Genomic DNA, 20,713 nt, shown 5'->3' on the forward strand with positions numbered 1-20,713 from the left:
GCATTGGGAAACGTAGTAGTAAAGTTAGAGAATGTTCGAAAAAAGATTGGTGGAACGGAAATTATTCGTGGTTTATCATTTGAGGTTCGTGAAGGAGAAGTATACGGATTCCTTGGGCCGAACGGTAGCGGTAAGACGACGACGATCCGTATGATGACAGGTCTTATTTCAATGACAGAGGGCGATATTACAATTTGTGGACATAGTATTCGCTCGGAGCGTGAAAAGGCACTAGAGCAAATTGGAGCGATTGTAGAAAATCCTGAACTATATGATTATATGACAGGAATGCAAAACTTAAAGCATTTTGCGAATATGGCCATTACACCAATTAGTAAAGAGCGCATTGCTGAGATTATAAAGCTTGTTGAGTTAGAGCATGCGATTCATAAAAAGGTGAAAACATATTCACTTGGCATGAAACAACGTTTAGGAATTGCACAGGCATTACTTCATCAGCCGAAAATCTTAATTTTAGATGAGCCGACAAATGGATTAGATCCAGCTGGTATTCGCCAAATTCGTGATTATTTACAACGTTTAGCGAAAGAAGAGAATATTGCTGTAATCGTATCAAGTCACTTATTGAGTGAAATTGAATTAATGTGTGATCGCGTTGTTATTATTAAACAAGGTGAGTTTGTACAAGAGTACAACTTACATGAAAAAGTGAAACATGATGAGGCAGTCGTTGTAGCGTTTGAAGTAGATGAAGTTCAGAAAGCAAATGAAATCATTAAAGGCAAAGCAAAAGGGAATGTAATTGTAGCATCTGTAACAAAAGACAACATTCCACAACTTGTAAAAAAACTTGTTCATGCTGATGTGCTTGTATATGGCGTTACTGTTCAAAATAAAACGTTAGAGGATGAGTTCTTAGCGATTACTGGGGGAGTGAAAGCGTAATGTTTAAATTAATTCAAAATGAATTTTTAAAGTTGCATGCGAAAAAAGGTATGTATATTTTAATTGGTGTCATTGCGGCACTCGAAATTTTAGGTACTTTAGCAATGTTGAAGTGGGGAAAAGGTGATGAGTTTAAGGGGTCATATTTAGATTATGCAAACTCAGAGATTGGCTTAATTGTTTTATTTACAACGATTTTTGGGATTACACTTGCTGCCCGTACTCTTACTGATGAGTTCCAAAAAGGTACAATTAAACAATTGTTAATCCGTCCAAGAAAAAGACTTGCAGTTTTATTTTCTAAATATATTACAGTGTTATTAGCAATGTTATTTATCGTATTAGCTGGTATGCTAATTGCAATGATTATTGGCGGTATTGTAATGGATGGTAGTAAAACAGAATTAACATTAGGAATCGTAATGAAGTCCACTTTATATCAACTACTTTCACCGTTCTTTTTTGCAACACTTGCATTTTTCCTAGCAAATGTCTTTAGAAAATCTGTATTACCATTAATTATTACGATGTTCCTATTCTTCTTACAAGGTGCAATTAATATGGTATTAATAATGTTTGCAAAAGGTGTAGCGAAGTTTGTAGTATTCAACCATTTGGATTTAAGAGCTTACGATAGTAATAAATTAATCAATGGTGGAATGGAACCAACATTTACAGAATTTACGTTTACAACTTCATTATTACTTGTAGCTGCATACTTTGTTGTGTTACTTGTAGCATCAAGTGCATTATTCCAAAAACGTGACGTATTATAATAAAAGAAATCCCCGCTTGTAAAAACGGGGATTTTTATTACATAAATTTCTCTTAGATTGCAACCTGAAGAACAGCGATATGTTATTTTAAGAGATATGCTGTTTGAAATGATTTGAGAAAAATAGGAAGAATTTCAACTATATTCATATTATAATTTAGTTATCCTGCTATTTATAGGGAAAGGATTGCCTATAAAGTATTGATTAAAGTTTTATTGTATTTTTACTATCTTTGGGGGTGTTCTATATGCACTATGCATTTTCACGTATAAGGCTACGTAGCTTTTTTGGATGGATGATTATAGGGGTGCTCCTTATAGTCATCCCATTAGGTCTAGCAAATGTTTCTGAGAATACGATGGAGGTTATTTCACAAATAACTGTATTTTTTGTATTTCCGTTACTTTGGCTATACGTAAAAACAAATAAAAATAATATTGTATTTAACAGTTTTTTTTATAAGCCAGGACATTTACCTTGGGGATTAATTGTATTAGCAACGATAATGGGAATGATTTTTTCAGTTGGCATATCTCAGATTCAATTTTACATATTAGCACATACGTTACCTAATTTCTTAGTTACTATGCTAGAAGACGGAAATGTTATTAATACGAGTAACGTATATATGACGATATTTACTTTCATTTCAGCATGTGTGTTAGCACCTATTATGGAAGAGGTTATTTTTAGGGGATTTTTCTTACAGCGAATGGCTTATAAATGGGGAATTAAAAAAGCTGTAATTATATCTTCAATTATTTTTGGCTTAGGACATTTTGATGTTATTGGTGCGTTCATGTTTGGTGTCGTTATGTGTCTTTTATATATAAGGACACAAAATATATGGACGAATATAGCTGTGCACGCTCTAAATAATTTGATTGCAACAAGTATGCAATTTTTCGGTGGAGAAGAAAGTGGTACAATCTCAATTACTGAATTACAAGCGCAAAGTAATTTATGGATTGGTATTGGTCTTACAGTTGTTGGATTACTTTGGTTAATTCCTTATGTTTGGAAACAATGGCGTACAGTAAAAGAAGTTGGCGTGCCACCAATACGTTTTATAAATGAGCAAAAAGTAGTGAGTTCATCACAAGAAAATGAAGTGTATAGTCAAGTGATCGTAACCGATAGATTGATGGCCATAGAGTTACCAGATGAGGCTGTAAATAAGCTTCGGTTAGAAGAAAATGATTATGTAACAGTATCTGTAGAAGAAGATAAAATCGTTATAAAGAAAGCACATAATAGATAATTAAAAAGTAGCTCCTTAAGAGCTACTTTTTAATTTGTAATAATTTCCACGCGGAAATTATTACCATTCTTTACATATTTAATATCTGTAACAGTACGGACCGTCTTTAAAATCTCCACTTTTTCACCAATTCGCGGGATGGTCGGAACGTTGTCCCAAATACCAAGCAAGTCATCTAATTGTGCCGTTTTTTCATAAAACCAGATTTTCAATGTAAAGCCCCTTTCTCGAACTTTATGTATTTTAATACATAATATATTATTTTTATTCTTATTGTAAGGGGTTTTTTGATATTTTATGAATAAAAATAAATTAATCTTCTGGGAAGATATGTTCAATATCAGGAGTAAGAGATACTTCTGATAATACGATATGAGAAACTGTCGTTGCATATGAAGAAACATCATTGATAAATTCTTCAAGTTCAACGAGTGAAGGAACAGAAATTTTTACAATGTAGCATAAGCTTCCTGTTACTCGGTAACAAAAACTTGCAGATGGATAAGACTGAATAAACTGTTGCATACGTGTTGTATCACCATTTTTTAAAGTGATTTCTAAAATACAATCTAAAACGAGTCCTGCTTTTTTATAATCAATATCGATTGTGTATTTTTGAATAACACCTTCGCTTTCGAGCTTACGAACACGTTCTGAAGTAGATGGAGCAGATAAGTTTACTCGTTTCGCCAATTCACGCATAGAAAGGCGACTATCATTATATAATTCATTTAAAATTTTTCGATCAACACGGTCTAGTTGCATTTGTAAATATACCTCCAGTAAAATAATGATTTTTGTAAAGGAAAAATATAAATTAAGATTCATATGAAATGTAAAGTGAACGTTATTTATTTTACAATAAAACAGAAGGAAATAGGAGGGGAAATAATGGAGAGAATTTCATTATCAAATGTAGGAGATACAAAGTTTCAAAAGTTATTAGGGCATAATTCGGATATATTACATTCGTGGATTACGTTAGAAGATACACTGTACAATAAAGGAACTCTTTCAGCAGAGTTGAAGGAGCAAGTGAGAAGAACATTAGCGTATGGGAATGAATGTCCGTACTGTATGGCAAAGGGAAGACCTGATGATGTGCAAAGGGCAGAGGAGATTGGTGTAGCTGTTACTTTTGCGCATACATTTGTTCATGACCGAAAAGCAATAGATGATACTATGTTTCACGTATTAAAACAATATTGGACAGAAAAAGAAATTGTAGAGCTTTGCGCCTATGTTTGCTTTATTACTGCGTCACAACAACTTGGTTTTCTATTTCAATTACAGCCAAATTAAGGGGGAAATGATGACAAATCAAATAGCACTTATCATAATCGATGTACAAAAGGCATTTCAATTACCAGATTGGGGCGAGAGAAATAATATTTTTGCTGAAGAAAACATGAGAATTTTGTTAGAAGAATGGAGAAAAAGAAAGCGAGCAGTTTTTCATATTCAACATGTAAATAAAGAAAATGCTCAGTCAATGTTTTATGAGAGAGCGGAAACGGTAAACTTTAAAGAAGAAGTGCAACCACTACTTGGTGAAGTGGTTATTCAGAAATTCGTTAACAGCGCGTTCATTGGGACAAATTTAGAAGAACAATTAAGAAAGAACAAATGTAATGCAGTAGTGATTGTAGGATTAACGACAAATCACTGTGTGGAAACTACGACACGAATGGCAGGGAATTTAGGATTTACAACATATTTAGTGAGTGATGCAACGGCTACTTTTAACCGTAAAGGTTTAGATGGTAAGGAGTATAGTGCAGAAGATATTCACAATATGACACTTGTAAATTTACATGAAGAGTTTGCTACGATTGTGACGACAAAAGAAGTATTAAAATTATTTTAAGAAAATAATTGCAAATTATGTAGAAAAAAATAAGAATATTTCGTATAATCTAAGTACAATCATTTTGAAAATAGGGGTGGCATCATATGGAGCAAATTTCAGTAAAGAAATTAGAAGAGGTACTTGTTGTAGCAGGGGATGATAAACAGAAGCAAAAGGAATTTTATGAATTGCTCTTATCTACTGAGTTTTATGTTGCTGGTTCACTAGAAGCAGAGGACGGGGCAACAGAGGGAATACTTCGTTTGCGTCATTTCCAAGGAGAAGGTAGATGGATCGTTCCGTTCTTTACACAAATGGAATTTGTAAAAGATGTGTTGCCAGAAGGAACGCCCCTTATTACGATACGTGGGAAAGAGTTATTTGGTAGCATTGAGAAAGATGCTACAGCTGTATTAAATGTTGGTACTGATATAAGTAAAACATTTATTCCAGAAGAAATTGCAGATATCTCATCTGGACGAATTTTTAATTATTATAAGTAAAAGGAAAAGCGTAATCGCTTTTCCTTTTTAATTTGAATATGGAGTGGCTATACCGGAAGAAATAGAGACTGTTTTATTATTCGTGTTTATTGTCGCTGTAGCTCCAAGTGGAATACCGATGTTTGGACTTATATGTCCAATTGGTAAACCGAATAGGACCGGTATATGATATGGTGCGAAATATTCATATAATATTGCTTGCAATGATTGAGATGGCTTTGAAGGAGTACAGTCGTGACAACTTGTGAAAATAACGCCCCTACATTCATTAAACTTTCCAGATAAAAGTAGTTGATTTAACATACGGTCAATGCGGTACGGTTCTTCACCAATGTCTTCAAGTAATAAAAGTGTATTGTCCGTATTTATCTCGTAGGGCGAGCCAATTATACTTGTTAACACAGCTAAATTTCCTCCAACTAACGTACCTGTAACTGTACTGTGAGAGCTAGGTACGATACATTCTGATGCAGATAAAATGGTTGAATACGGATGGAATAGCTGATTGAAAGAAGATAAAGAAAGAGAATCTACACCTTTCCCTAATTCTTCAACCATTGGGCCATGAAATGTCACAAGCTTTGCATAACGTGAAACAGCAGTATGTAAAGCTGTAATATCGCTATATCCCCAAAAGATTTTAGGGTTTTGCCGAATGATTTCATATTGAATGTGAGGGAGGAGACGAGCACTTCCGTAACCACCTCGTGCACAGAAAACGGCCTTCACTTCATTATTTATAAATGCTTCATGTATATCGTCAAGCCGAACTTGATCACTTCCGGCTAAAAATCCATATTTCTCGTAAACACTCTTCCCGATTATTACGGATAACCCCATCTCTTGTAATACATTCACACCTTTTAATACATTTTCGATTGTAGGTGGACCAGATGGTGCAATGATCATTACTGTATCACCTTGTTTTAATGCATCTGGATAAATCATTAAGCTCAGCCTCCTTCTCTTTCAATATATTCGCTTCATATGAAGTTCAACCCTTGCAAAAGCAGGGGAAAGCTTATCAAATAAAGAAGATATAAGGGAAATAGGAGGGGAAATGATGTTTACAAGTCGAGTAACAGACATATTAAAAATTGAGTATCCCGTTGTTCAAGCCGGTATGGCAGGCGCGATTACGACGCCAGAACTTGTTGCAGCAGTAAGTAATAGCGGAGGATTAGGGACGCTTGGAGCGGGCTATATGAGCCCAGAACAAATTCGTGAAGCGATTTATAGAATAAGAGAACTAACAGATAAGCCTTTCGGTGTTAATTTACTTGTAACGAAAGAGATACAAATAGAAGAAGAGAAGGTAAATGAGGCGAAAGTATTACTAAGCGGAGTGAATAGAGAATTAGGTATAGAAGTAGAAGGAACGTTAAAGCTTCCAAAAAGCTATAAGGAACAATTACAAGTGTTATTAGATGAAAAAGTACCGGTCGTTAGTTTTGCATTTCAAACGTTAGAAAAAGAAGAAATAAATGATTTAAAAAGAAGTGGAATAAAAGTTATCGGAACAGCTACCCATGTGAAGGAAGCGAAAGTACTTGCTGAGCTAGGAGTAGATATTATTATTGGGCAAGGTAGCGAAGCAGGAGGGCATAGAGGAACGTTTATTGGGAAAGAACGAGATGCTATGATTGGTACTTTTGCGTTAATACCTCAGTTAGTAGGGGTTATTCCGCATATCCCAATTGTCGCAGCAGGTGGTGTAATGAACGGACAAGGGCTTGTTGCGGCATTGGCACTAGGAGCAGAAGGTGTTCAAATGGGATCGGCCTTTTTAACAAGTGAAGAAAGTATTACGCACGATGTGTATAAAGAAGCGGTTTTACATAGTACAGATACGAGCACAACTGTAACTCGTGCGTTTTCTGGGAAATATGCGCGGGGTATTCGGAATGAATTTATAGAGAGACATGAAGGAAAAGAAGAAGGGCTGCCGATGTATCCAGTGCAAAACGTATTAACTTCTAAAATACGCCAAGAGGCAGCGAAGCAAAATAAGGAAGAATATATGTCACTTTGGGCAGGACAGGCAGCATCATTAGCTCGAATCGAATCAGCTCAGCATGTAGTGGAGCGAGTTATGAAAGAAGCAGAGAATGCAATCGAACAATTACAAAATATATACAAAAAGACCACTTGAGTAATTCAAGCGGTCTTTTCATTAGTTTGCTTTATAAAATTGTTGGATGGCTTCGTCGATGTAAACCCAGCCTTTCCAACCTAAGTGCATATGATCTTTTAAGAAGTATTTATCATATTCATGATTTGAGAAGTCGGCAATTGGATAACCAGCTTTTTCAATTTGCTCATGAACTTTCTTATAGTATGCTTCGCGGCGTTCTTTCGGGAAGCCAGCGTAGTCGTACCAAGGACCTTTGACAGGAACAGAAATGAAGAGTGGTTTTGCACCAGATTGTTTTAATAAATCAAGTACAATTTGTAAATCTTCATATTCTGGCGATTGGTCATAAGCATCATTTTTTAAGTAACCTTCACGTTGCTTTAATTTTTTCTTAATTTTGCTATTGAAGTAACCATCTTCGATACCATATTCATTAGATACAGATTCTGCTGCACCTGTTTGATCCGCATGTTTACGAGCCTCTTCCCAGTTCATTTGTTTTAATGAAGGGTCAAGCTTCTCTTTGTGCGGTTTAATATTAAACATAGCTGTAAATAAATCTTTACGATCTAAAATGTTACGGTAAATATAAGCGAAAGGTTTAGCAGCAAGTGCTTTTACTTTATACTTCGTATCATCATAAGCGATACCTTCAAGCGAGATTTTTAATAAAGTTTCTTTTTTTACAATCTCAAAGTTTAATAAACGCTTTGCAATTTGTTTTTTCATTTCAGGTTTTAAATCATTGTTGAAAATGAAGTGGTAACCTTGTTGTTTTGAAAAGTTAGGTGCAAAGTGCGTCTCGTCAATACCTTGTGGTACAAACCATTGCGGAGAAAGAACGAATACCATTTTCTTATCTTTCAATTGATCCATTGTAGATGCGAAGTTTAACACATGTACAAGGTCTTGTGTTCCGCCGCGTCCAAGAAGGAATGGCGTAAATCCTTCAGGCTTTACTTTAAAATAATTAGATGGATGGAAAGCATCCATACGTGCGAATTCCGATGAACCGTACATCGGAAGATATTTTGGATCTGCTAACATCTTTTGCTGTAAAATCATACTTTGAATTTTTTCTTCTTTTAAAGAAGTAGCAGCTTGTTCTACTTTCTCATCACTTAAAAGTGGAAGTAGGAAGCGCGTTGGAATAAGTAAGAATACAGCAAAAAGGGCCAATGCTAAAAGCATCGGACCAAATTTTGCTTTGTTCATCGGATTTCTTCCAACTTTTTAATAACCATGTTTGGTGTAGCCCACTCGTCACGGTCAAAATCAGAAATAGAAACTTCAATATCTAAACGCTCTTGGAATTCAACTAATAAAGATACTACAGCGAAAGAATCAAGGATACCTTCCTCAAATAATTGAACATCTAAGTTTTCTTTCACAATATCGTTTTCACATACTTCTTCTAAAATATCTAATACTTGCTCTTTGAATTCTGCCATTTTTAAAATCTCCTTTATATCCGAAATTATTATATGTGCAACTTCTTAATGGAATAAGAAGGGTGCATTAAAAGTATCTGTTAAGGTGTCCAGAGAAGATTAGGAAACCGAAACATACAACGTGGAACGTAATTACAATCGCAAGGACGTGTGTAAATTTATTGTTTGGCCAAAACTTATGCTTTTTGTTTTTTCGTTCGAAAATATCGAATAAAATGAACAGTGCGGCATGATAGAGACCATAAATAACATATTGTGCAACAGCGCTTCCTTGGATGTGCCAAATTCCCATAATGAAGAAGTTTAAAAATGCACCGATATACGAAATTGTGTAACGGTTCTTAATTAACTTTTTCTTCGTTGCAAAAAAGACGAAACGCATGTAAATAAAATCACGGAACCAGAATGATAAACTCATGTGCCAGCGGTTCCAGAAGTCTTTAATATTACGACTAAGGAATGGCTTATTAAAGTTTTCTGGCGTTTTAATTCCCATCATGTAACTGATACCAATTACGAACGCACTATAACCTGCAAAGTCAAAGAATAATTGCATGCTAGTAGCGTACATAAAAATCACATTAGATAAAAGTGTATCTTGATTGGCGAATACGGCCTTTACAAGATATGTTGTTATCAAGTGTGCAATTATAAATTTGTACAGAAAACCTTGGAAAATACGGTTAAGTCCTGTATATAGTAACTTTTGATATTCTTCACCGCTAGGTGGCTTTTGAATATCTTTTTGGAATCTACGGTAACGATCAATAGGTCCACTTGAAATCGCAGGGAAGAATAAAACAAACTCCCAGAAATTAAAGAAGGAAAGTTCTTTAATTAAATTATCACGAACTTCAAAGACCATTTGTACAGCTCTAAATGTTACGTAAGACATACCTGCGAAAACAATAAAATGTAATTCAGGTACAAACGGTGCAATTTTTGCCAAAATAAGAGGCAAAATCGATAAAATAACAGCTATGCAAAACATGAATGTACTATTATTTTGTTTTCTTAAAATTAAATAGCCTTTAATAAGGGCATATTGCCAAATAATAAATGCAGCTAACATAATCGCTTGCTTCGGTTTATCTGAGAAGATAATAGCAATCATGACTAATGTTAATACTGCATTATATTTACGCAACATTTTACCTTTTAATCCAGCTATGATAGTAGGTATTAATAAAATGCCCACTATAGCGAAAAAATAAAATGATCCATATGCGGTCATGCTGTAACCTCACTCAATAATTTTTTGCGATCTACCTTTCCATTTGGTGTCATTGGAATAGAAGATTGATACATGAATTTACGTGGAATCATGTAGTTTGGTAATCGCTCATTGAGTTCTTTTTTGATTGCAGATGTTAATTTGAATTCTTTTTCAAATGAATGTTCTCCAGGAACAACAACCGCTAATAAATAATCGTATTTTTCACCTTTTTTAATTGGAACGATAACTGCACCTTCTACGTAAGAACACGCACGAAGGTGATGCTCAATTTCTTCTAATTCCATTCGATAACCATGCAGCTTAATTTGGAAATCAAGACGACCATTATAGAATAGAAGACCATTTTCAACATAGCCAGCATCGCCTGTTTTATAGGCGCGCTCACCGTCAATCATAGTAAATGCTTTTTCTGTTAATTCAGGGCTTCCTAAATATCCAACGCTTACGCTTGGACCGACAATTACGATTTCGCCTTTTTCACCATCAGGTGCAATCGTACCATCTTCTTTCATAATAAGAAGGCGACAGTCTGATTTACAATAGCCAACTGGAAGTGATTTGTATTGATCAAGCACTTCTTCTGTAACGTGAATACCTGTTACAGCGACAGTAGCTTCTGTTGGACCGTAAGTATTCATAATTGTTGCTTTTGGGAAACGCTCAATTAATTTTCTAGCCACTTCATTTGGTAACACTTCACCGCAGAATAAGAATGTTTTCATGTTCGGTAGCATACCCTCAGAGAAAGATGCTTCCATTAAACACATTTCAGCGAAAGAAGGTGTGGAAGTCCATACTTGAATATCCGATTGCTTTAAAGAAGCAAACAAGTCTTTTGGACGCGCAATCATATCTTTATCGATTGCCCAAAGTGTACCACCTGTTACTAATGATGGGTAAATATCCATTACAGATAAATCGAATGAGAAAGGTGCTTGATTTAAGAATACTTGCCCTGTTTGTAAGTTGAAATCTTCTACAGCCCATTTTGTAAAGCTAACAAGACAGTTATAAGTAATCTGAACCCCTTTCGGATTACCTGTGCTTCCTGATGTGTAAATAATGTAGAAGTTCTCATCACCTTTTACCGCATGTTCAGGATTTGGAGTGTTCCCTTTATGAGTAAAGAAAATATCTTTTAAGTTGTCTTCACTTACGATGCGAACTGGTAAATCAGTTACAGTTACTGCTGTTGCCGATAAAAGTAATTTCGCACCAGAATTTTCAGCAATACGTTGTACACGATCAGCTGGGATAGATAAATCTACAGGAATGTAAGCATGTCCAGCTTTTACACATCCTAAAAAGTTAATAATCATTTCAGGTTGCATATGGCCATACACCATAATTGGTGAACGATCGTCTGGATACTCAGAAGAAATCCAATGTGCTAACGCATCAGAATCTTCCTTTAATTGTTTGTACGTAATTTTCGCATCTCGCCAAACAAAAGCGGTTTGATCAGGCGTTTCTGCAGCCCACTTTTCAATTTGTTCTAATAACTTCATAACGTTCCCACCCTAGAATTCATTGTAAATAAATGTACTTGTGTTTGTATCATGGAATCCATACAACCAAAGTAATGCAAATAAAATTGCAAGATAATAAACCGTCTTTGCAACCCATTGTGTGAGTGGTCGAGACCATATCTCTTTTAATCTTTCCATGTCTTTCCCTCTCTTAATGAAATAATAGCTCTTTGTAGGTATCATGTCCTACATTATTGTGAAAAAAACAAAATCCCACATTTTAGGTAAAAATAAGTCAAAAGGCTCTTTTTTGATATTAGCACTAAATACTAAAAAAGAAAATCCCTAACTTAGCAATTATATTACATTCAGCATGAATTTGTAATGGGTTTGACATGTAAATAGAAAGTGGATTGTGTGAATACATAAAAGTGGACTATAAGAATACGTAAAAATACAGTATTTGTTTTTATTAATCATTCAAGACGGAGTAAACTTTTAAATTTCTAGTTCTTTTGAAAAGGAGGAAATTATCATGAATAGAGTGTGGAAGAATCTAATTTCGGAAGAAAATATCGTGAAATGGAGAAGGCACTTCCATAAGTATCCGGAATTATCATTTCATGAAAAAGAAACTTCGCAATTTATATATGATACATTATGCTCATTTTCTTCTTTTGAAGTAACGAGACCGACGAAGTATAGTGTACTAGCAATTAAAAGAGGTGTGAAGCAAGGGAAAGTAATTGCGATTCGAGCTGATATAGATGCTTTGCCAATTCAAGAGGAGACAAGTAAATCTTATACATCTGTGAATAAAGGAATGATGCATGCATGTGGGCACGATGCTCACACAGCTATTTTATTAAGCACAGCAGAGGTGCTATCAAATATAAAGGAAGATTTTGCAGGTGAGATTCGTCTATTCTTTCAGCACGCAGAAGAGGTGTATCCTGGCGGGGGACAAGAAATGGTTGAGGCAGGTGTAATGGACGGTGTTGATTATGTAATAGGTTTACATGTTATGTCTGGATTAGAAAGCGGAAAGATAGGAATTGTGTATGGGCCGATGATGGCGGCACCAGACGTATTTACAGTTGAAATTCAAGGCAAAGGAGGACATGCGGCGCGGCCAGAAGAAACGATAGACCCTATTGCTATCGGAGCACAGATTATTACAAATTTACAACATATCGTATCAAGAAATACGAGTGCTTTTATGCAAAGGGTTATTTCAGTTACACAATTTCATGGGGGAACGGCTGACAATATTATTCCTAGTACAGCAACTTTAATGGGAACCGTTCGTTCATTTAATCAAGCATTGAGGGTGGAAGCAGAAGGGAAAATCGAGAAAATTGTGAAAGGAATTACAGAAGCACATGGAGGATCGTATACATATACGTATCGATATGGATATGATCCGGTTATTAATGATGAATATATTACGAAAATAGTAGAAGAAAGTGCACTACATTTGTTTGGGAATGAGCGTGTTGTGAAGCTTGAACCTTCTATGGGTGGGGAAGATTTTTCAGCATATTTAAGAAAAGCACCCGGTTGTTTCATTAAATTAGGAACAGGTAATGAAAATATATATACTTGTTATCCACATCATCATCCGAAATTTGACGTGGATGAATCAGCATTAATTTGTGGAGTGGAGTTATTTTTAGAGACGACTATAAGATTACTAAAATCATAGAAAAACAAAAAAAGGCAACTGCACTCTATTGCAGTTGCTTTTATTTCTTTCCGTCAGAGAGGGCTGAGAAAGAACTATGCTCATTCATAGTATATGAATAGCTAACGGACAAGCTTGTACATTTTAATCATTTTTTTAAAAATAGTTGTTGACATTGATAATCAATGTCAATTAATCTAAAAGTAGTTGAAATTGATAATTATTATCAATAGGATGGATGCGACATGTTAATGAGAAAAAATTTTCACCTTCTGCGGAGGGGATTAAAAGATAAAGATAAAGATGTTGATCAGCATATGGAATGGCAAAGAAATGTAATTCGGTCTGAATATGTAGATGAGAAGAAGAGCATTCAAACAGAAAAAGAGATACAAAGTAAAGGGAGAGGTTCAGTTGAGTAAGTTAGTAATGATTTTTGCAAGTATGAGTGGAAATACCGAGGAAATGGCTGACCACATTGCCGGCGTAATTCGTGAAACAGAAAATGAAATTGAAGTTATTGATATTATGGATTCACCAGAAGCTTCTATATTAGAACAGTATGATGGAATTATTTTAGGCGCATACACTTGGGGAGATGGTGATCTTCCTGATGATTTCTTAGATTTTTATGATGCAATGGATTCTATTGATTTAACTGGGAAAAAAGCGGCAGTATTCGGATCGTGTGATTCGGCTTATCCGAAATACGGAGTGGCAGTTGACATTTTAATAGAAAAGCTACAAGAGCGCGGGGCAGCAGTTGTGTTAGAAGGACTAAAAGTAGAATTAACGCCAGAAGATGAAGATGTAGAAAAATGTATACAGTTTGGAGCTGAATTTGTAAAACACCTTTCTTAATGGCAGAAGGGAGATGAAGAACAAGTGCATGAGAAAATCTCAATCAAAACGATGACAGATTATCATTTGTATGATTTTATGCGTTGTCCGCATAAATTTTATTTTCGTCATATAAAAAGAAGAGAACCTTCTTCATTTGAATGGCAACAAATAGCACAAATGATTGTCAATCAAATTATTAACGAGTATTACACGCTACCTGCGGGTCAACAAACGAAAATTGTACTTTTAATATTAATAGAAAAGTATTGGAAAAAAGTAAGGATTAATATGTTTGCTTCGAAGACGGAGTACTATATTGTATTAGCTAAGCTAACGGATCACTTATTACAGTTTGTTGAAAAGGATGATAGTCAGACACCACCATTGTTTTTATACGAGAAGTTTCAAACATATATGGAAGAGTTAGGTGTCCACATGTCATTGACATTTGAAGTTGGTGAGTGGAGTGCTGGGTCGTTTGTAATTAAAAAGTATGTCGTCGATGCGGATGAGGAAATGCTTGCTCTTTGTCAGAAGCTAATGACAGTATTCAGTTATAAAGCTTTCGGCGTTCTTCCAGGAAAGATTGAAGTTATTAATTTAATAGAAGGAACTAAGTATGAGTACATTCCAAAACAGGAAGATATTATAACTGGAATGGCTGATTTATCTAGAATGAAAGAAATGTTGCAACAACCTGAGCATTATACAGAGCGTCATTTTCGTTCTGAGTGTATAAGTTGTGCATTTCGTAGTGAATGCCAAGGGGAAGAAGTAAAGAAAGAAGCGGAGCAGAAGAAAAATATCGTACATTAAAGGATGCAACTTTGCATCCTTTTTTGTTGTTGACATGAAAAGCTTTTCATCATTTACCGTATATTTGTAGCAGATTTTAATAAAGGGAGGAATAATCAATGAAAGATGAAACGAAAGTATTTCAATGGTTAAAAGAACAGAATGCTCCTTTTGAAATTCAACTGCAAATTTTACAGGCATTTCAATTGTATAAAGTCATTGTTGAAATGGATAAAAAGTTAATGTTGTATGAGGAGAGAGTATATAGGGAGAGAATGTAATCTCATCCCTGTAATATCGTTTTTAGCTGTTCTGTGCCTGTAATGAATTCGAGTTTATTCTCTGACTCAAAGTTATAAATAATATTATGTAGTAAAGGACTGTATTGATAAAAGATAGTAATGCGATGAATGAGTAATGGATCATGATGAGAAATAAGTGTACTGTTCATATACAGATGTAGTAAACTCATGTCCGAAATCATAATATAGTCCTGCAAAATCAAAAGCAGGATCGCCAATTTGCGCATCACCAAAATCGATAACACCTGAAATGCTTTTGTTATGCTTGTTAAATAAAATGTGATGATGAGTAAAATCAGCGTGAATGATTGTATTTTGAAAAGTGGATGTAGCTAAACATGCAAAGGAATTTTCAAATAAGCGATTTAAGGCTAGTTTCTGTAATGAAGTAAGGCTAGTAGTGAGATATTGGTTTAATTTTGTTTGTAGCTCTTTCCAGTAGGTACATGTTTTTTCAATAGGGAAACATAGCGTTGTAACTTGGTGTAAAGGAATGCTATGTAGTACCGCAAGGAAAGTAGCTAATTGTGTAATAATTGCTTTCAGCTCTGGATCCTCCAGCGTGGCAACTGTGTCTGTTTTTAATGGTTCACCATGAATGAGAGTATAGTAACTACAAAGAGGAACCTCATCAGATTCATTTTTATAAATTAGGTGATATTGTGGAACTTCGATTTCTTGTAGTGATTGAGTGAGAATTGCGCATAGTTCTTTTTCTAACGGAATTCGCATCGCATATTCCTGTTTTCGTGGGAAACGAAACAATAGCTCATCATTTACTATAACTGCTACATTATCCCATCCATCTTCATTTTGTTTATATGAATGTATAGAAAGATTAGGCAAAGCTTCTTTTATATAATGTTTGTAAGAGTCCATAATTGTTCCTCGTTTCTAAGTTAAGTTATTCCACTTTATGATATCAGAATTTTCTTTCTATACGTTAAAATATAGCTATCATTATGAAGAAGGACGGGAGTATTACGAAAAAAAGACTGTTAATCAGTTCTCTATGTATCGCTTTTGTATTGTTTTGGTCATATAAAGAGGAGGTTTTTGCTACCTTTAAACCGATTGATCAGTACGAGTTAAATAAGGAGTTAAAGAACAAAAGTATAGAAAATTTAACTCATAATGAAATGAGAAAGGTAGGAGAGCATTTTGTGACCGAGCAACTATCAGTGTTTGGGTCTACTAATAAAGAAGATGTGAAACGAAAAGGTGAAGAACTATTTTTAAATAGAGGGTATGAACAATTAATGGGAAATTATTATCCAAATCGTTTTCGAGATTTAGAGTATAAATTTACAAACGAGGAGGTACGTGAAGAGACCGATGAGAGTTTTCTTTATCAAGCTGTAGCGTACGTTGCGGGTACTGAAAATGGTAAGAGAAGTGAAATGAAATTGAATTATGAAGTGAAAATTGTAAAGGTTAATAATATATTTATGGTGCTAGAACAAAAGCAGAGCGTACAATAAAGGAAATTCATTGCTCAATAGAACATTTGGGGGTGTGTACTACTTAATACGGAATAAAAAGGCCCTCAAGGAATAAAGGGCCTTTAAAGATTTTCATTTTGTTGACCAAGTTCTTTTTGAGCAATATATAAATTTCCTTGCTCGACTTGTTTAAGGGTATGAACAGAATCTCCTGCATATCCTTTTTGTGTTTTAACAGTTCTTTTTGAACGATTGGAATCTTGTTTCTTCATATAATAGGCCACCTTTCATCAAAAATAAACGAAAATGATAAGTATGAGTAATACAGCAGCGAAAATGGTAATGCCCATTAAAAACGAAGTGTTTTTATATTTAGGTGGCTTATGTACATCTTGCCGATATCCAGGTGAAATTTCAGGGGCAAATTCTTCATCGAATGATTGCTTTTTTTCTTTGTCGTCCATATGTACCCACCTTTCTTGTTCATTATATTATACGTTACAAGAAAAAATATGCATAAAGAAAACAGCCGCTTTATTATTAGCGGCTGTTTTGTGTTGTATATTTTCGTTGTACTTGAAAGAGACGGATAAGTAGGAAGGCAGCGCCAAATGCTAGACCGATAATAAGACCGATCCAATAGCCTTTTGCGGCCCATTCTGTATACGTTGCTAATATATAACCTAGTGGTAGACCTATTATCCAATAAGCAATTAAAGTCATAATTAGAGCGACATTTACATCTTTATAACCACGCAGAGCTCCTTGTACAGGGGTTGCAATTGCATCTGAAATTTGAAATAAAATCGCAAAGATAAGAAATTCTTTTGCTAAATGATGAACTTTTGCATCTGTCGTATAAATAGAAGCAATTTGATCATCAAAGAAGTAGAGAAGAATCGAATATAATAAAGCAAAGGCAAGGGCTAATCCAATTCCAATCAGTCCGTATTGTTTTGCATTATCGAAACGTTTTGCACCAACTTCGAATCCGACCGCAATAGTCATTGCCATTGCTAAACTTAGCGGAGTCATATATAACAAGGAAGCAAAGTTCATAGCTGCTTGGTGAGCTGCAATAGTTGTCGTACTAAAATTACTCATCATAAGCGTTACCGCAGCGAAAATACTCGTTTCAAAAAAGATAGCAAATCCGATAGGGACGCCAAGCTTTAAGAATGCTGTCCAACTCGAAAGAGAAGGGCGGTATAATTGTTTGAAAATGTTGAAAGAGGCAAAAGGCTCTTTCGTCTGAATAATAATGACTGTAATAATTAAAATGCACCAATATGTTGCAGTGGAAGCAATTGCCGCTCCGACACCACCAAGCTTTGGGAAACCGAAGTTACCAAAGATTAATAAGTAATTTAATATTACGTTAATTGGTAATGATAGTAATGTAATAATCATCGTTGTTCGAGTTTTTCCTAATGCATCAATAAATCCACGTAAAACCGTGTAAGTGAATAAAGGTATAATTCCTATTGCGATAATACTTAAAAATTGAGCTGCAATACGTTCCACAGGTTCTTCTAAGCGCATGCCGTTTAAAATAGGTGAAACGAAGAAGAAACCGATGAGGATAACAACGAAGCTAGCACAAATTGCTAAATAAACTGCTTGTATGACAACGTGAGGAACGTCCTCTTTTTTCTTGGATCCAACGAGCTGGGCAACAATGGGAGTCGTGGCCATTAAAATCCCTGTTAACCCAGTACTAACTGGAATCCATATACTTGTTCCAATTGCGACACCTGCTAAATCAGTTGGGCTTGCATGTCCTGACATTGTTGTATCAAAAAAACTCATCGCAAATAATGACATTTGCGTTACGAAAATCGGAAAAAATAGTAATACAAATTGCTTTAACTTTTGTGAGAATGAAGTAGTTTCTTTCATAAAATCCCCTTTCCGTATAAAAAAACAAACTCTTACTATCATACAATTTAATCAAAGATTAGAAAAGAAATACGCGCCTACAACATATGAAACCAATAAAAAAAGGATGCACTTTGAAAAGGGATAAGGTATTATGATAAGGTGTGAAAAAATTACATATTATTTGTTATTAAGGAGGCACTACTTGTGGCTGATTGGTTAATTGGTTTAATCATGGGTGCTGTTGAAGGGTTAACAGAGTTTCTACCAGTATCATCAACAGGACATATGATTTTAACAGGACATTTAATTGGATTTGACGATGAGAGAGCGAAAGTTTTTGAAGTTGTTATCCAATTGGGATCGATTTTAGCAGTTGTTGTTATATTTTGGAAGCGTCTATGGTCGTTAGTTGGAATAGGTAAAGTAACAGACGGACCATCGTTAAATTTATTACATATTATTATCGGGATGATTCCTGCCGGGGTACTTGGCGTATTATTCCATAGCACTATTAAAGAGGTTTTATTTGGTCCAGGACCAGTTGTTATTAGCTTAGTAGCCGGTGGTATTTTAATGATTGTTGCTGAGAAGTTTTCGAAACCAAGTACAGCAAGAACGTTAGATGAAATCACATATAAACAGGCATTTACAATTGGAATGTTCCAATGTTTAGCTCTTTGGCCAGGATTTTCTCGTTCTGGTTCTACAATAAGTGGTGGTTTATTAGCTCGCGTGTCGCATACAGCGGCAGCTGAATATACGTTCATTTTAGCGGTACCGATGATGGTAGCTGCAAGTGGCTTAGATTTAATTAAAAGCTGGGATGTATTAAGCTCAGCAGATATAACGCTATTTGTAACAGGATTTGTAACTGCATTCGTTGTTGCGATGCTTGCAATTGTTTCATTCTTGAAATTATTATCTCGTGTAAAACTAACACCGTTCGCTTATTATCGTTTCATTTTAGCTGCGGTATTCTATTTCTTCATTATGTAAAATAAAAACCTGCCGAGCTCGGCAGGTTTTTATTTTACTAATTTTTCTATCATGTTTTCCATTACATGTTCCCAAAGAGAAGTATCATCAGCTAATGTAGCACGGAAATTAGCATACATTTCTTTTTGTTTTTCTTCGAATGTTGGATCTTCTTTTTCAGGTAATGTAGCGCGCATTGAAGTTACTAATTCTTGTACTTTTGGAGCGCGTGGTCCAAAGACGGCTTGTTCATTTCCATCTTTATCAATGAAAATAAAGATTGGAATCGCACGTGCTGTTCCATTTGTTAAATATTGATCCATTAATTCTAAGTTTTCATCACGAATTAATAAACTCATATCAATATTTGCAACTTCAGAAATTCGTTTCATAACAGGTACGCATAAAAGAGCATCGCCACACCAATCAGCAGTTAATACGATAACACGCCAGCCATCATTTTGACGTTCTTCTAATACAGGAAGTAATTCATTTGGAATTAAAAAATTATTGTAAATGTGTAGTAGCTCGTATTGGTTTACTTGCATTTCATTCACATATGTATCAAAGGACATACCTTTATCAGCCCATTGTTGTAAGTTCATAATTAACACCTCTTTAGTAAGATTTGCTTTCATTGTACCAATTTTTATATAGAAAAGCTTGTATTCTTACTCTTTCTTGTCACTTAATAATTTATTTAATAGAAAAAAGAATAGTACGACACATAATTCAGTTAAGTTGGACATTTGTACGCTTTCTATCCAATCATCAGCAGTATGAATGACGAACCAATCTAGTGTAATTTCAATGAATGAGAAAAGAGTGAGAGAAATCCAATTTGGCATGTTTTGAGTCAATGGATATAGCAGTGCTTTGAAGAAACTGAAAATAAATAATGTAATACCATCTAAGAAAGTGATTAATAAAAAAAAGAGAAGTAAAGCAGTACGTGAACTATACGCTATACCTGTAATTTGAAAGATTCCTACATATACAAAAAATATAAATGTAAAAACTATAATGAGAAAAAGAGCAATAATACTAATGATAATTGTTTTATCTTTTAGGCTGAGATTTGAGAACCTATCCTCCTCATGCATTAAAATACCCCTTTTTCTGGAAGTTGACTTCATTTTATCATGAAATACATATTAAAAAACTACGAATTATGGGAAAATAAGGTGACAAAAAGTAAGATTTCA

The 20,713-nt window shown here is 34.8% G+C and carries 27 protein-coding genes and 1 pseudogene; 14 read left to right on the top strand and 14 right to left on the bottom strand.

The annotated features are described in order from the left end of the window. Nucleotides 1-3 precede the first annotated feature (3 nt). From ACTFRY_RS11180 to ACTFRY_RS11190, 3 genes are all read left to right on the top strand, one after another. The gene (locus ACTFRY_RS11180; RefSeq protein WP_000528786.1) at nucleotides 4-906 is read left to right on the top strand and encodes an ABC transporter ATP-binding protein; all 903 of its coding nucleotides are present in this window, start codon (nucleotides 4-6) and stop codon (nucleotides 904-906) included. Further along, complete coding sequence (locus ACTFRY_RS11185; RefSeq protein ID WP_000475427.1) at nucleotides 906-1,682, top strand: ABC transporter permease; 777 nt, start codon at nucleotides 906-908, stop codon at nucleotides 1,680-1,682. Before ACTFRY_RS11180 ends, ACTFRY_RS11185 begins: the two co-directional genes overlap by 1 nt. 247 nt (nucleotides 1,683-1,929) lie before the next feature. Continuing rightward, a complete protein-coding gene (locus tag ACTFRY_RS11190) occupies nucleotides 1,930-2,943 on the top strand; it encodes a CPBP family intramembrane glutamic endopeptidase (protein ID WP_098616838.1) in 1,014 nt (337 codons plus the stop codon). Between the two features lie 29 nt (nucleotides 2,944-2,972). Here ACTFRY_RS11190 and ACTFRY_RS11195 read toward each other — a convergent pair whose 3' ends face one another. Both ACTFRY_RS11195 and ACTFRY_RS11200 read right to left on the bottom strand, forming a co-directional pair. After that, the gene (locus tag ACTFRY_RS11195; RefSeq protein ID WP_000707107.1) at nucleotides 2,973-3,155 is read right to left on the bottom strand and encodes a DUF3913 family protein; all 183 of its coding nucleotides are present in this window, start codon (nucleotides 3,153-3,155) and stop codon (nucleotides 2,973-2,975) included. Nucleotides 3,156-3,255: 100 nt separating this feature from the next. Continuing rightward, nucleotides 3,256-3,708: an Lrp/AsnC family transcriptional regulator gene (locus tag ACTFRY_RS11200; protein WP_001175505.1), complete on the bottom strand. Its 453-nt coding sequence runs from the start codon at nucleotides 3,706-3,708 to the stop codon at nucleotides 3,256-3,258. Between the two features lie 126 nt (nucleotides 3,709-3,834). Between ACTFRY_RS11200 and ACTFRY_RS11205 the strand changes: the two genes are divergently transcribed. From ACTFRY_RS11205 to ACTFRY_RS11215, 3 genes are all read left to right on the top strand, one after another. Continuing rightward, on the top strand, nucleotides 3,835-4,245 hold the full coding sequence (locus ACTFRY_RS11205; protein WP_000439747.1) for a carboxymuconolactone decarboxylase family protein: 411 nt from the start codon (nucleotides 3,835-3,837) through the stop codon (nucleotides 4,243-4,245). A gap of 10 nt (nucleotides 4,246-4,255) precedes the next feature. Beyond that, complete coding sequence (locus ACTFRY_RS11210; RefSeq protein WP_141541483.1) at nucleotides 4,256-4,810, top strand: cysteine hydrolase family protein; 555 nt, start codon at nucleotides 4,256-4,258, stop codon at nucleotides 4,808-4,810. Nucleotides 4,811-4,896: 86 nt separating this feature from the next. After that, entirely contained in the window at nucleotides 4,897-5,295 is a 399-nt protein-coding gene (locus tag ACTFRY_RS11215) for an SseB family protein (protein WP_000435266.1), read from the top strand. Nucleotides 5,296-5,322: 27 nt separating this feature from the next. On the opposite strand, the gene ACTFRY_RS11220 is transcribed toward ACTFRY_RS11215, so the two are convergent. Further along, nucleotides 5,323-6,243, bottom strand: coding sequence for a S66 peptidase family protein (locus tag ACTFRY_RS11220; protein ID WP_098616836.1), 921 nt, complete (start codon nucleotides 6,241-6,243; stop codon nucleotides 5,323-5,325). A 115-nt stretch (nucleotides 6,244-6,358) separates the two neighbouring features. On the opposite strand from ACTFRY_RS11220, the gene ACTFRY_RS11225 reads away from it, so the two are divergent. Beyond that, the gene (locus ACTFRY_RS11225) at nucleotides 6,359-7,447 is read left to right on the top strand and encodes an NAD(P)H-dependent flavin oxidoreductase (RefSeq protein ID WP_098616835.1); all 1,089 of its coding nucleotides are present in this window, start codon (nucleotides 6,359-6,361) and stop codon (nucleotides 7,445-7,447) included. A gap of 21 nt (nucleotides 7,448-7,468) precedes the next feature. On the opposite strand, the gene dltD is transcribed toward ACTFRY_RS11225, so the two are convergent. From dltD to ACTFRY_RS11250, 5 genes are all read right to left on the bottom strand, one after another. Continuing rightward, nucleotides 7,469-8,644 (bottom strand): D-alanyl-lipoteichoic acid biosynthesis protein DltD, encoded by a 1,176-nt coding sequence (gene dltD, locus ACTFRY_RS11230; RefSeq protein ID WP_086408899.1) that lies wholly within the window; start codon nucleotides 8,642-8,644, stop codon nucleotides 7,469-7,471. Then, nucleotides 8,641-8,880 (bottom strand): D-alanine--poly(phosphoribitol) ligase subunit DltC, encoded by a 240-nt coding sequence (gene dltC / locus ACTFRY_RS11235; RefSeq protein ID WP_000807310.1) that lies wholly within the window; start codon nucleotides 8,878-8,880, stop codon nucleotides 8,641-8,643. The genes dltD and dltC overlap by 4 nt, the downstream gene beginning before the upstream one ends. 67 nt (nucleotides 8,881-8,947) lie before the next feature. Further along, nucleotides 8,948-10,114: a D-alanyl-lipoteichoic acid biosynthesis protein DltB gene (dltB, locus tag ACTFRY_RS11240; protein WP_000127925.1), complete on the bottom strand. Its 1,167-nt coding sequence runs from the start codon at nucleotides 10,112-10,114 to the stop codon at nucleotides 8,948-8,950. Beyond that, complete coding sequence (gene dltA, locus ACTFRY_RS11245; RefSeq protein ID WP_098616834.1) at nucleotides 10,111-11,625, bottom strand: D-alanine--poly(phosphoribitol) ligase subunit DltA; 1,515 nt, start codon at nucleotides 11,623-11,625, stop codon at nucleotides 10,111-10,113. The genes dltB and dltA overlap by 4 nt, the downstream gene beginning before the upstream one ends. A gap of 12 nt (nucleotides 11,626-11,637) precedes the next feature. Next, a complete protein-coding gene (locus ACTFRY_RS11250; protein ID WP_000440293.1) occupies nucleotides 11,638-11,784 on the bottom strand; it encodes a teichoic acid D-Ala incorporation-associated protein DltX in 147 nt (48 codons plus the stop codon). A gap of 337 nt (nucleotides 11,785-12,121) precedes the next feature. On the opposite strand from ACTFRY_RS11250, the gene amaA reads away from it, so the two are divergent. The 5 genes from amaA (at nucleotide 12,122) to ACTFRY_RS11275 (ending at nucleotide 15,189) form a co-directional block, all read left to right on the top strand. After that, nucleotides 12,122-13,291: an N-acyl-aliphatic-L-amino acid amidohydrolase gene (gene amaA, locus ACTFRY_RS11255; protein ID WP_001082787.1), complete on the top strand. Its 1,170-nt coding sequence runs from the start codon at nucleotides 12,122-12,124 to the stop codon at nucleotides 13,289-13,291. 224 nt (nucleotides 13,292-13,515) lie between these two features. Further along, a complete protein-coding gene (locus tag ACTFRY_RS11260) occupies nucleotides 13,516-13,692 on the top strand; it encodes a hypothetical protein (RefSeq protein ID WP_044795437.1) in 177 nt (58 codons plus the stop codon). Then, on the top strand, nucleotides 13,685-14,131 hold the full coding sequence (locus ACTFRY_RS11265; RefSeq protein WP_098616832.1) for a flavodoxin: 447 nt from the start codon (nucleotides 13,685-13,687) through the stop codon (nucleotides 14,129-14,131). Before ACTFRY_RS11260 ends, ACTFRY_RS11265 begins: the two co-directional genes overlap by 8 nt. A gap of 24 nt (nucleotides 14,132-14,155) precedes the next feature. After that, nucleotides 14,156-14,929 (top strand): hypothetical protein, encoded by a 774-nt coding sequence (locus tag ACTFRY_RS11270; RefSeq protein ID WP_000544577.1) that lies wholly within the window; start codon nucleotides 14,156-14,158, stop codon nucleotides 14,927-14,929. 98 nt (nucleotides 14,930-15,027) lie between these two features. Beyond that, on the top strand, nucleotides 15,028-15,189 hold the full coding sequence (locus tag ACTFRY_RS11275; RefSeq protein WP_000651084.1) for a hypothetical protein: 162 nt from the start codon (nucleotides 15,028-15,030) through the stop codon (nucleotides 15,187-15,189). A gap of 2 nt (nucleotides 15,190-15,191) precedes the next feature. On the opposite strand, the pseudogene ACTFRY_RS11280 reads toward ACTFRY_RS11275, so the two are convergent. Then, nucleotides 15,192-16,089: pseudogene (locus ACTFRY_RS11280) on the bottom strand (aminoglycoside phosphotransferase family protein). An 83-nt stretch (nucleotides 16,090-16,172) separates the two neighbouring features. Between ACTFRY_RS11280 and ACTFRY_RS11285 the strand changes: the two are divergent. Beyond that, nucleotides 16,173-16,691, top strand: coding sequence for a hypothetical protein (locus ACTFRY_RS11285; protein ID WP_000710751.1), 519 nt, complete (start codon nucleotides 16,173-16,175; stop codon nucleotides 16,689-16,691). Nucleotides 16,692-16,774: 83 nt separating this feature from the next. Here ACTFRY_RS11285 and ACTFRY_RS11290 read toward each other — a convergent pair whose 3' ends face one another. The 3 genes from ACTFRY_RS11290 to ACTFRY_RS11300 all read right to left on the bottom strand — a co-directional run bounded on the left by ACTFRY_RS11290 (nucleotide 16,775) and on the right by ACTFRY_RS11300 (nucleotide 18,551). Continuing rightward, nucleotides 16,775-16,924: a hypothetical protein gene (locus ACTFRY_RS11290; RefSeq protein WP_000743742.1), complete on the bottom strand. Its 150-nt coding sequence runs from the start codon at nucleotides 16,922-16,924 to the stop codon at nucleotides 16,775-16,777. A gap of 18 nt (nucleotides 16,925-16,942) precedes the next feature. Further along, on the bottom strand, nucleotides 16,943-17,116 hold the full coding sequence (locus ACTFRY_RS11295) for a hypothetical protein (protein WP_000341062.1): 174 nt from the start codon (nucleotides 17,114-17,116) through the stop codon (nucleotides 16,943-16,945). Nucleotides 17,117-17,192: 76 nt separating this feature from the next. Beyond that, entirely contained in the window at nucleotides 17,193-18,551 is a 1,359-nt protein-coding gene (locus ACTFRY_RS11300) for an MATE family efflux transporter (RefSeq protein ID WP_098616831.1), read from the bottom strand. A 186-nt stretch (nucleotides 18,552-18,737) separates the two neighbouring features. Between ACTFRY_RS11300 and uppP the strand changes: the two genes are divergently transcribed. Next, nucleotides 18,738-19,529 (top strand): bacitracin resistance undecaprenyl-diphosphatase, encoded by a 792-nt coding sequence (gene uppP, locus ACTFRY_RS11305; protein WP_000796256.1) that lies wholly within the window; start codon nucleotides 18,738-18,740, stop codon nucleotides 19,527-19,529. A 29-nt stretch (nucleotides 19,530-19,558) separates the two neighbouring features. Here uppP and ACTFRY_RS11310 read toward each other — a convergent pair whose 3' ends face one another. Next, the gene (locus tag ACTFRY_RS11310) at nucleotides 19,559-20,146 is read right to left on the bottom strand and encodes a thioredoxin family protein (protein ID WP_136986832.1); all 588 of its coding nucleotides are present in this window, start codon (nucleotides 20,144-20,146) and stop codon (nucleotides 19,559-19,561) included. A gap of 33 nt (nucleotides 20,147-20,179) precedes the next feature. Next, nucleotides 20,180-20,611: a regulatory YrvL family protein gene (locus ACTFRY_RS11315; protein WP_000544068.1), complete on the bottom strand. Its 432-nt coding sequence runs from the start codon at nucleotides 20,609-20,611 to the stop codon at nucleotides 20,180-20,182. Nucleotides 20,612-20,713 lie beyond the last annotated feature (102 nt).

This window comes from Bacillus cereus group sp. MYBK195-1, from assembly GCF_051916605.1.
Lineage (GTDB): Bacteria > Bacillota > Bacilli > Bacillales > Bacillaceae_G > Bacillus_A > Bacillus_A cereus.

Bases quoted from the DNA above. Each gene is read 5' to 3' on its own strand.
- ACTFRY_RS11185 (WP_000475427.1), top strand. From the start codon at position 906: ATGTTTAAATTAATTCAAAATGAATTTTTAAAGTTGCATGCGAAAAAA.
- ACTFRY_RS11190 (WP_098616838.1), top strand. From the start codon at position 1,930: ATGCACTATGCATTTTCACGTATAAGGCTACGTAGCTTTTTTGGATGG.
- ACTFRY_RS11200 (WP_001175505.1), bottom strand. From the start codon at position 3,708: ATGCAACTAGACCGTGTTGATCGAAAAATTTTAAATGAATTATATAAT.
- ACTFRY_RS11205 (WP_000439747.1), top strand. From the start codon at position 3,835: ATGGAGAGAATTTCATTATCAAATGTAGGAGATACAAAGTTTCAAAAG.
- ACTFRY_RS11210 (WP_141541483.1), top strand. From the start codon at position 4,256: ATGACAAATCAAATAGCACTTATCATAATCGATGTACAAAAGGCATTT.
- ACTFRY_RS11215 (WP_000435266.1), top strand. From the start codon at position 4,897: ATGGAGCAAATTTCAGTAAAGAAATTAGAAGAGGTACTTGTTGTAGCA.
- ACTFRY_RS11220 (WP_098616836.1), bottom strand. From the start codon at position 6,243: ATGATTTATCCAGATGCATTAAAACAAGGTGATACAGTAATGATCATT.
- ACTFRY_RS11225 (WP_098616835.1), top strand. From the start codon at position 6,359: ATGTTTACAAGTCGAGTAACAGACATATTAAAAATTGAGTATCCCGTT.
- dltD (WP_086408899.1), bottom strand. From the start codon at position 8,644: ATGAACAAAGCAAAATTTGGTCCGATGCTTTTAGCATTGGCCCTTTTT.
- dltC (WP_000807310.1), bottom strand. From the start codon at position 8,880: ATGGCAGAATTCAAAGAGCAAGTATTAGATATTTTAGAAGAAGTATGT.
- dltB (WP_000127925.1), bottom strand. From the start codon at position 10,114: ATGACCGCATATGGATCATTTTATTTTTTCGCTATAGTGGGCATTTTA.
- dltA (WP_098616834.1), bottom strand. From the start codon at position 11,625: ATGAAGTTATTAGAACAAATTGAAAAGTGGGCTGCAGAAACGCCTGAT.
- ACTFRY_RS11250 (WP_000440293.1), bottom strand. From the start codon at position 11,784: ATGGAAAGATTAAAAGAGATATGGTCTCGACCACTCACACAATGGGTT.
- amaA (WP_001082787.1), top strand. From the start codon at position 12,122: ATGAATAGAGTGTGGAAGAATCTAATTTCGGAAGAAAATATCGTGAAA.
- ACTFRY_RS11260 (WP_044795437.1), top strand. From the start codon at position 13,516: ATGTTAATGAGAAAAAATTTTCACCTTCTGCGGAGGGGATTAAAAGAT.
- ACTFRY_RS11275 (WP_000651084.1), top strand. From the start codon at position 15,028: ATGAAAGATGAAACGAAAGTATTTCAATGGTTAAAAGAACAGAATGCT.
- ACTFRY_RS11285 (WP_000710751.1), top strand. From the start codon at position 16,173: ATGAAGAAGGACGGGAGTATTACGAAAAAAAGACTGTTAATCAGTTCT.
- ACTFRY_RS11290 (WP_000743742.1), bottom strand. From the start codon at position 16,924: ATGAAGAAACAAGATTCCAATCGTTCAAAAAGAACTGTTAAAACACAA.
- ACTFRY_RS11295 (WP_000341062.1), bottom strand. From the start codon at position 17,116: ATGGACGACAAAGAAAAAAAGCAATCATTCGATGAAGAATTTGCCCCT.
- ACTFRY_RS11300 (WP_098616831.1), bottom strand. From the start codon at position 18,551: ATGAAAGAAACTACTTCATTCTCACAAAAGTTAAAGCAATTTGTATTA.
- ACTFRY_RS11310 (WP_136986832.1), bottom strand. From the start codon at position 20,146: ATGAAAGCAAATCTTACTAAAGAGGTGTTAATTATGAACTTACAACAA.
- ACTFRY_RS11315 (WP_000544068.1), bottom strand. From the start codon at position 20,611: ATGCATGAGGAGGATAGGTTCTCAAATCTCAGCCTAAAAGATAAAACA.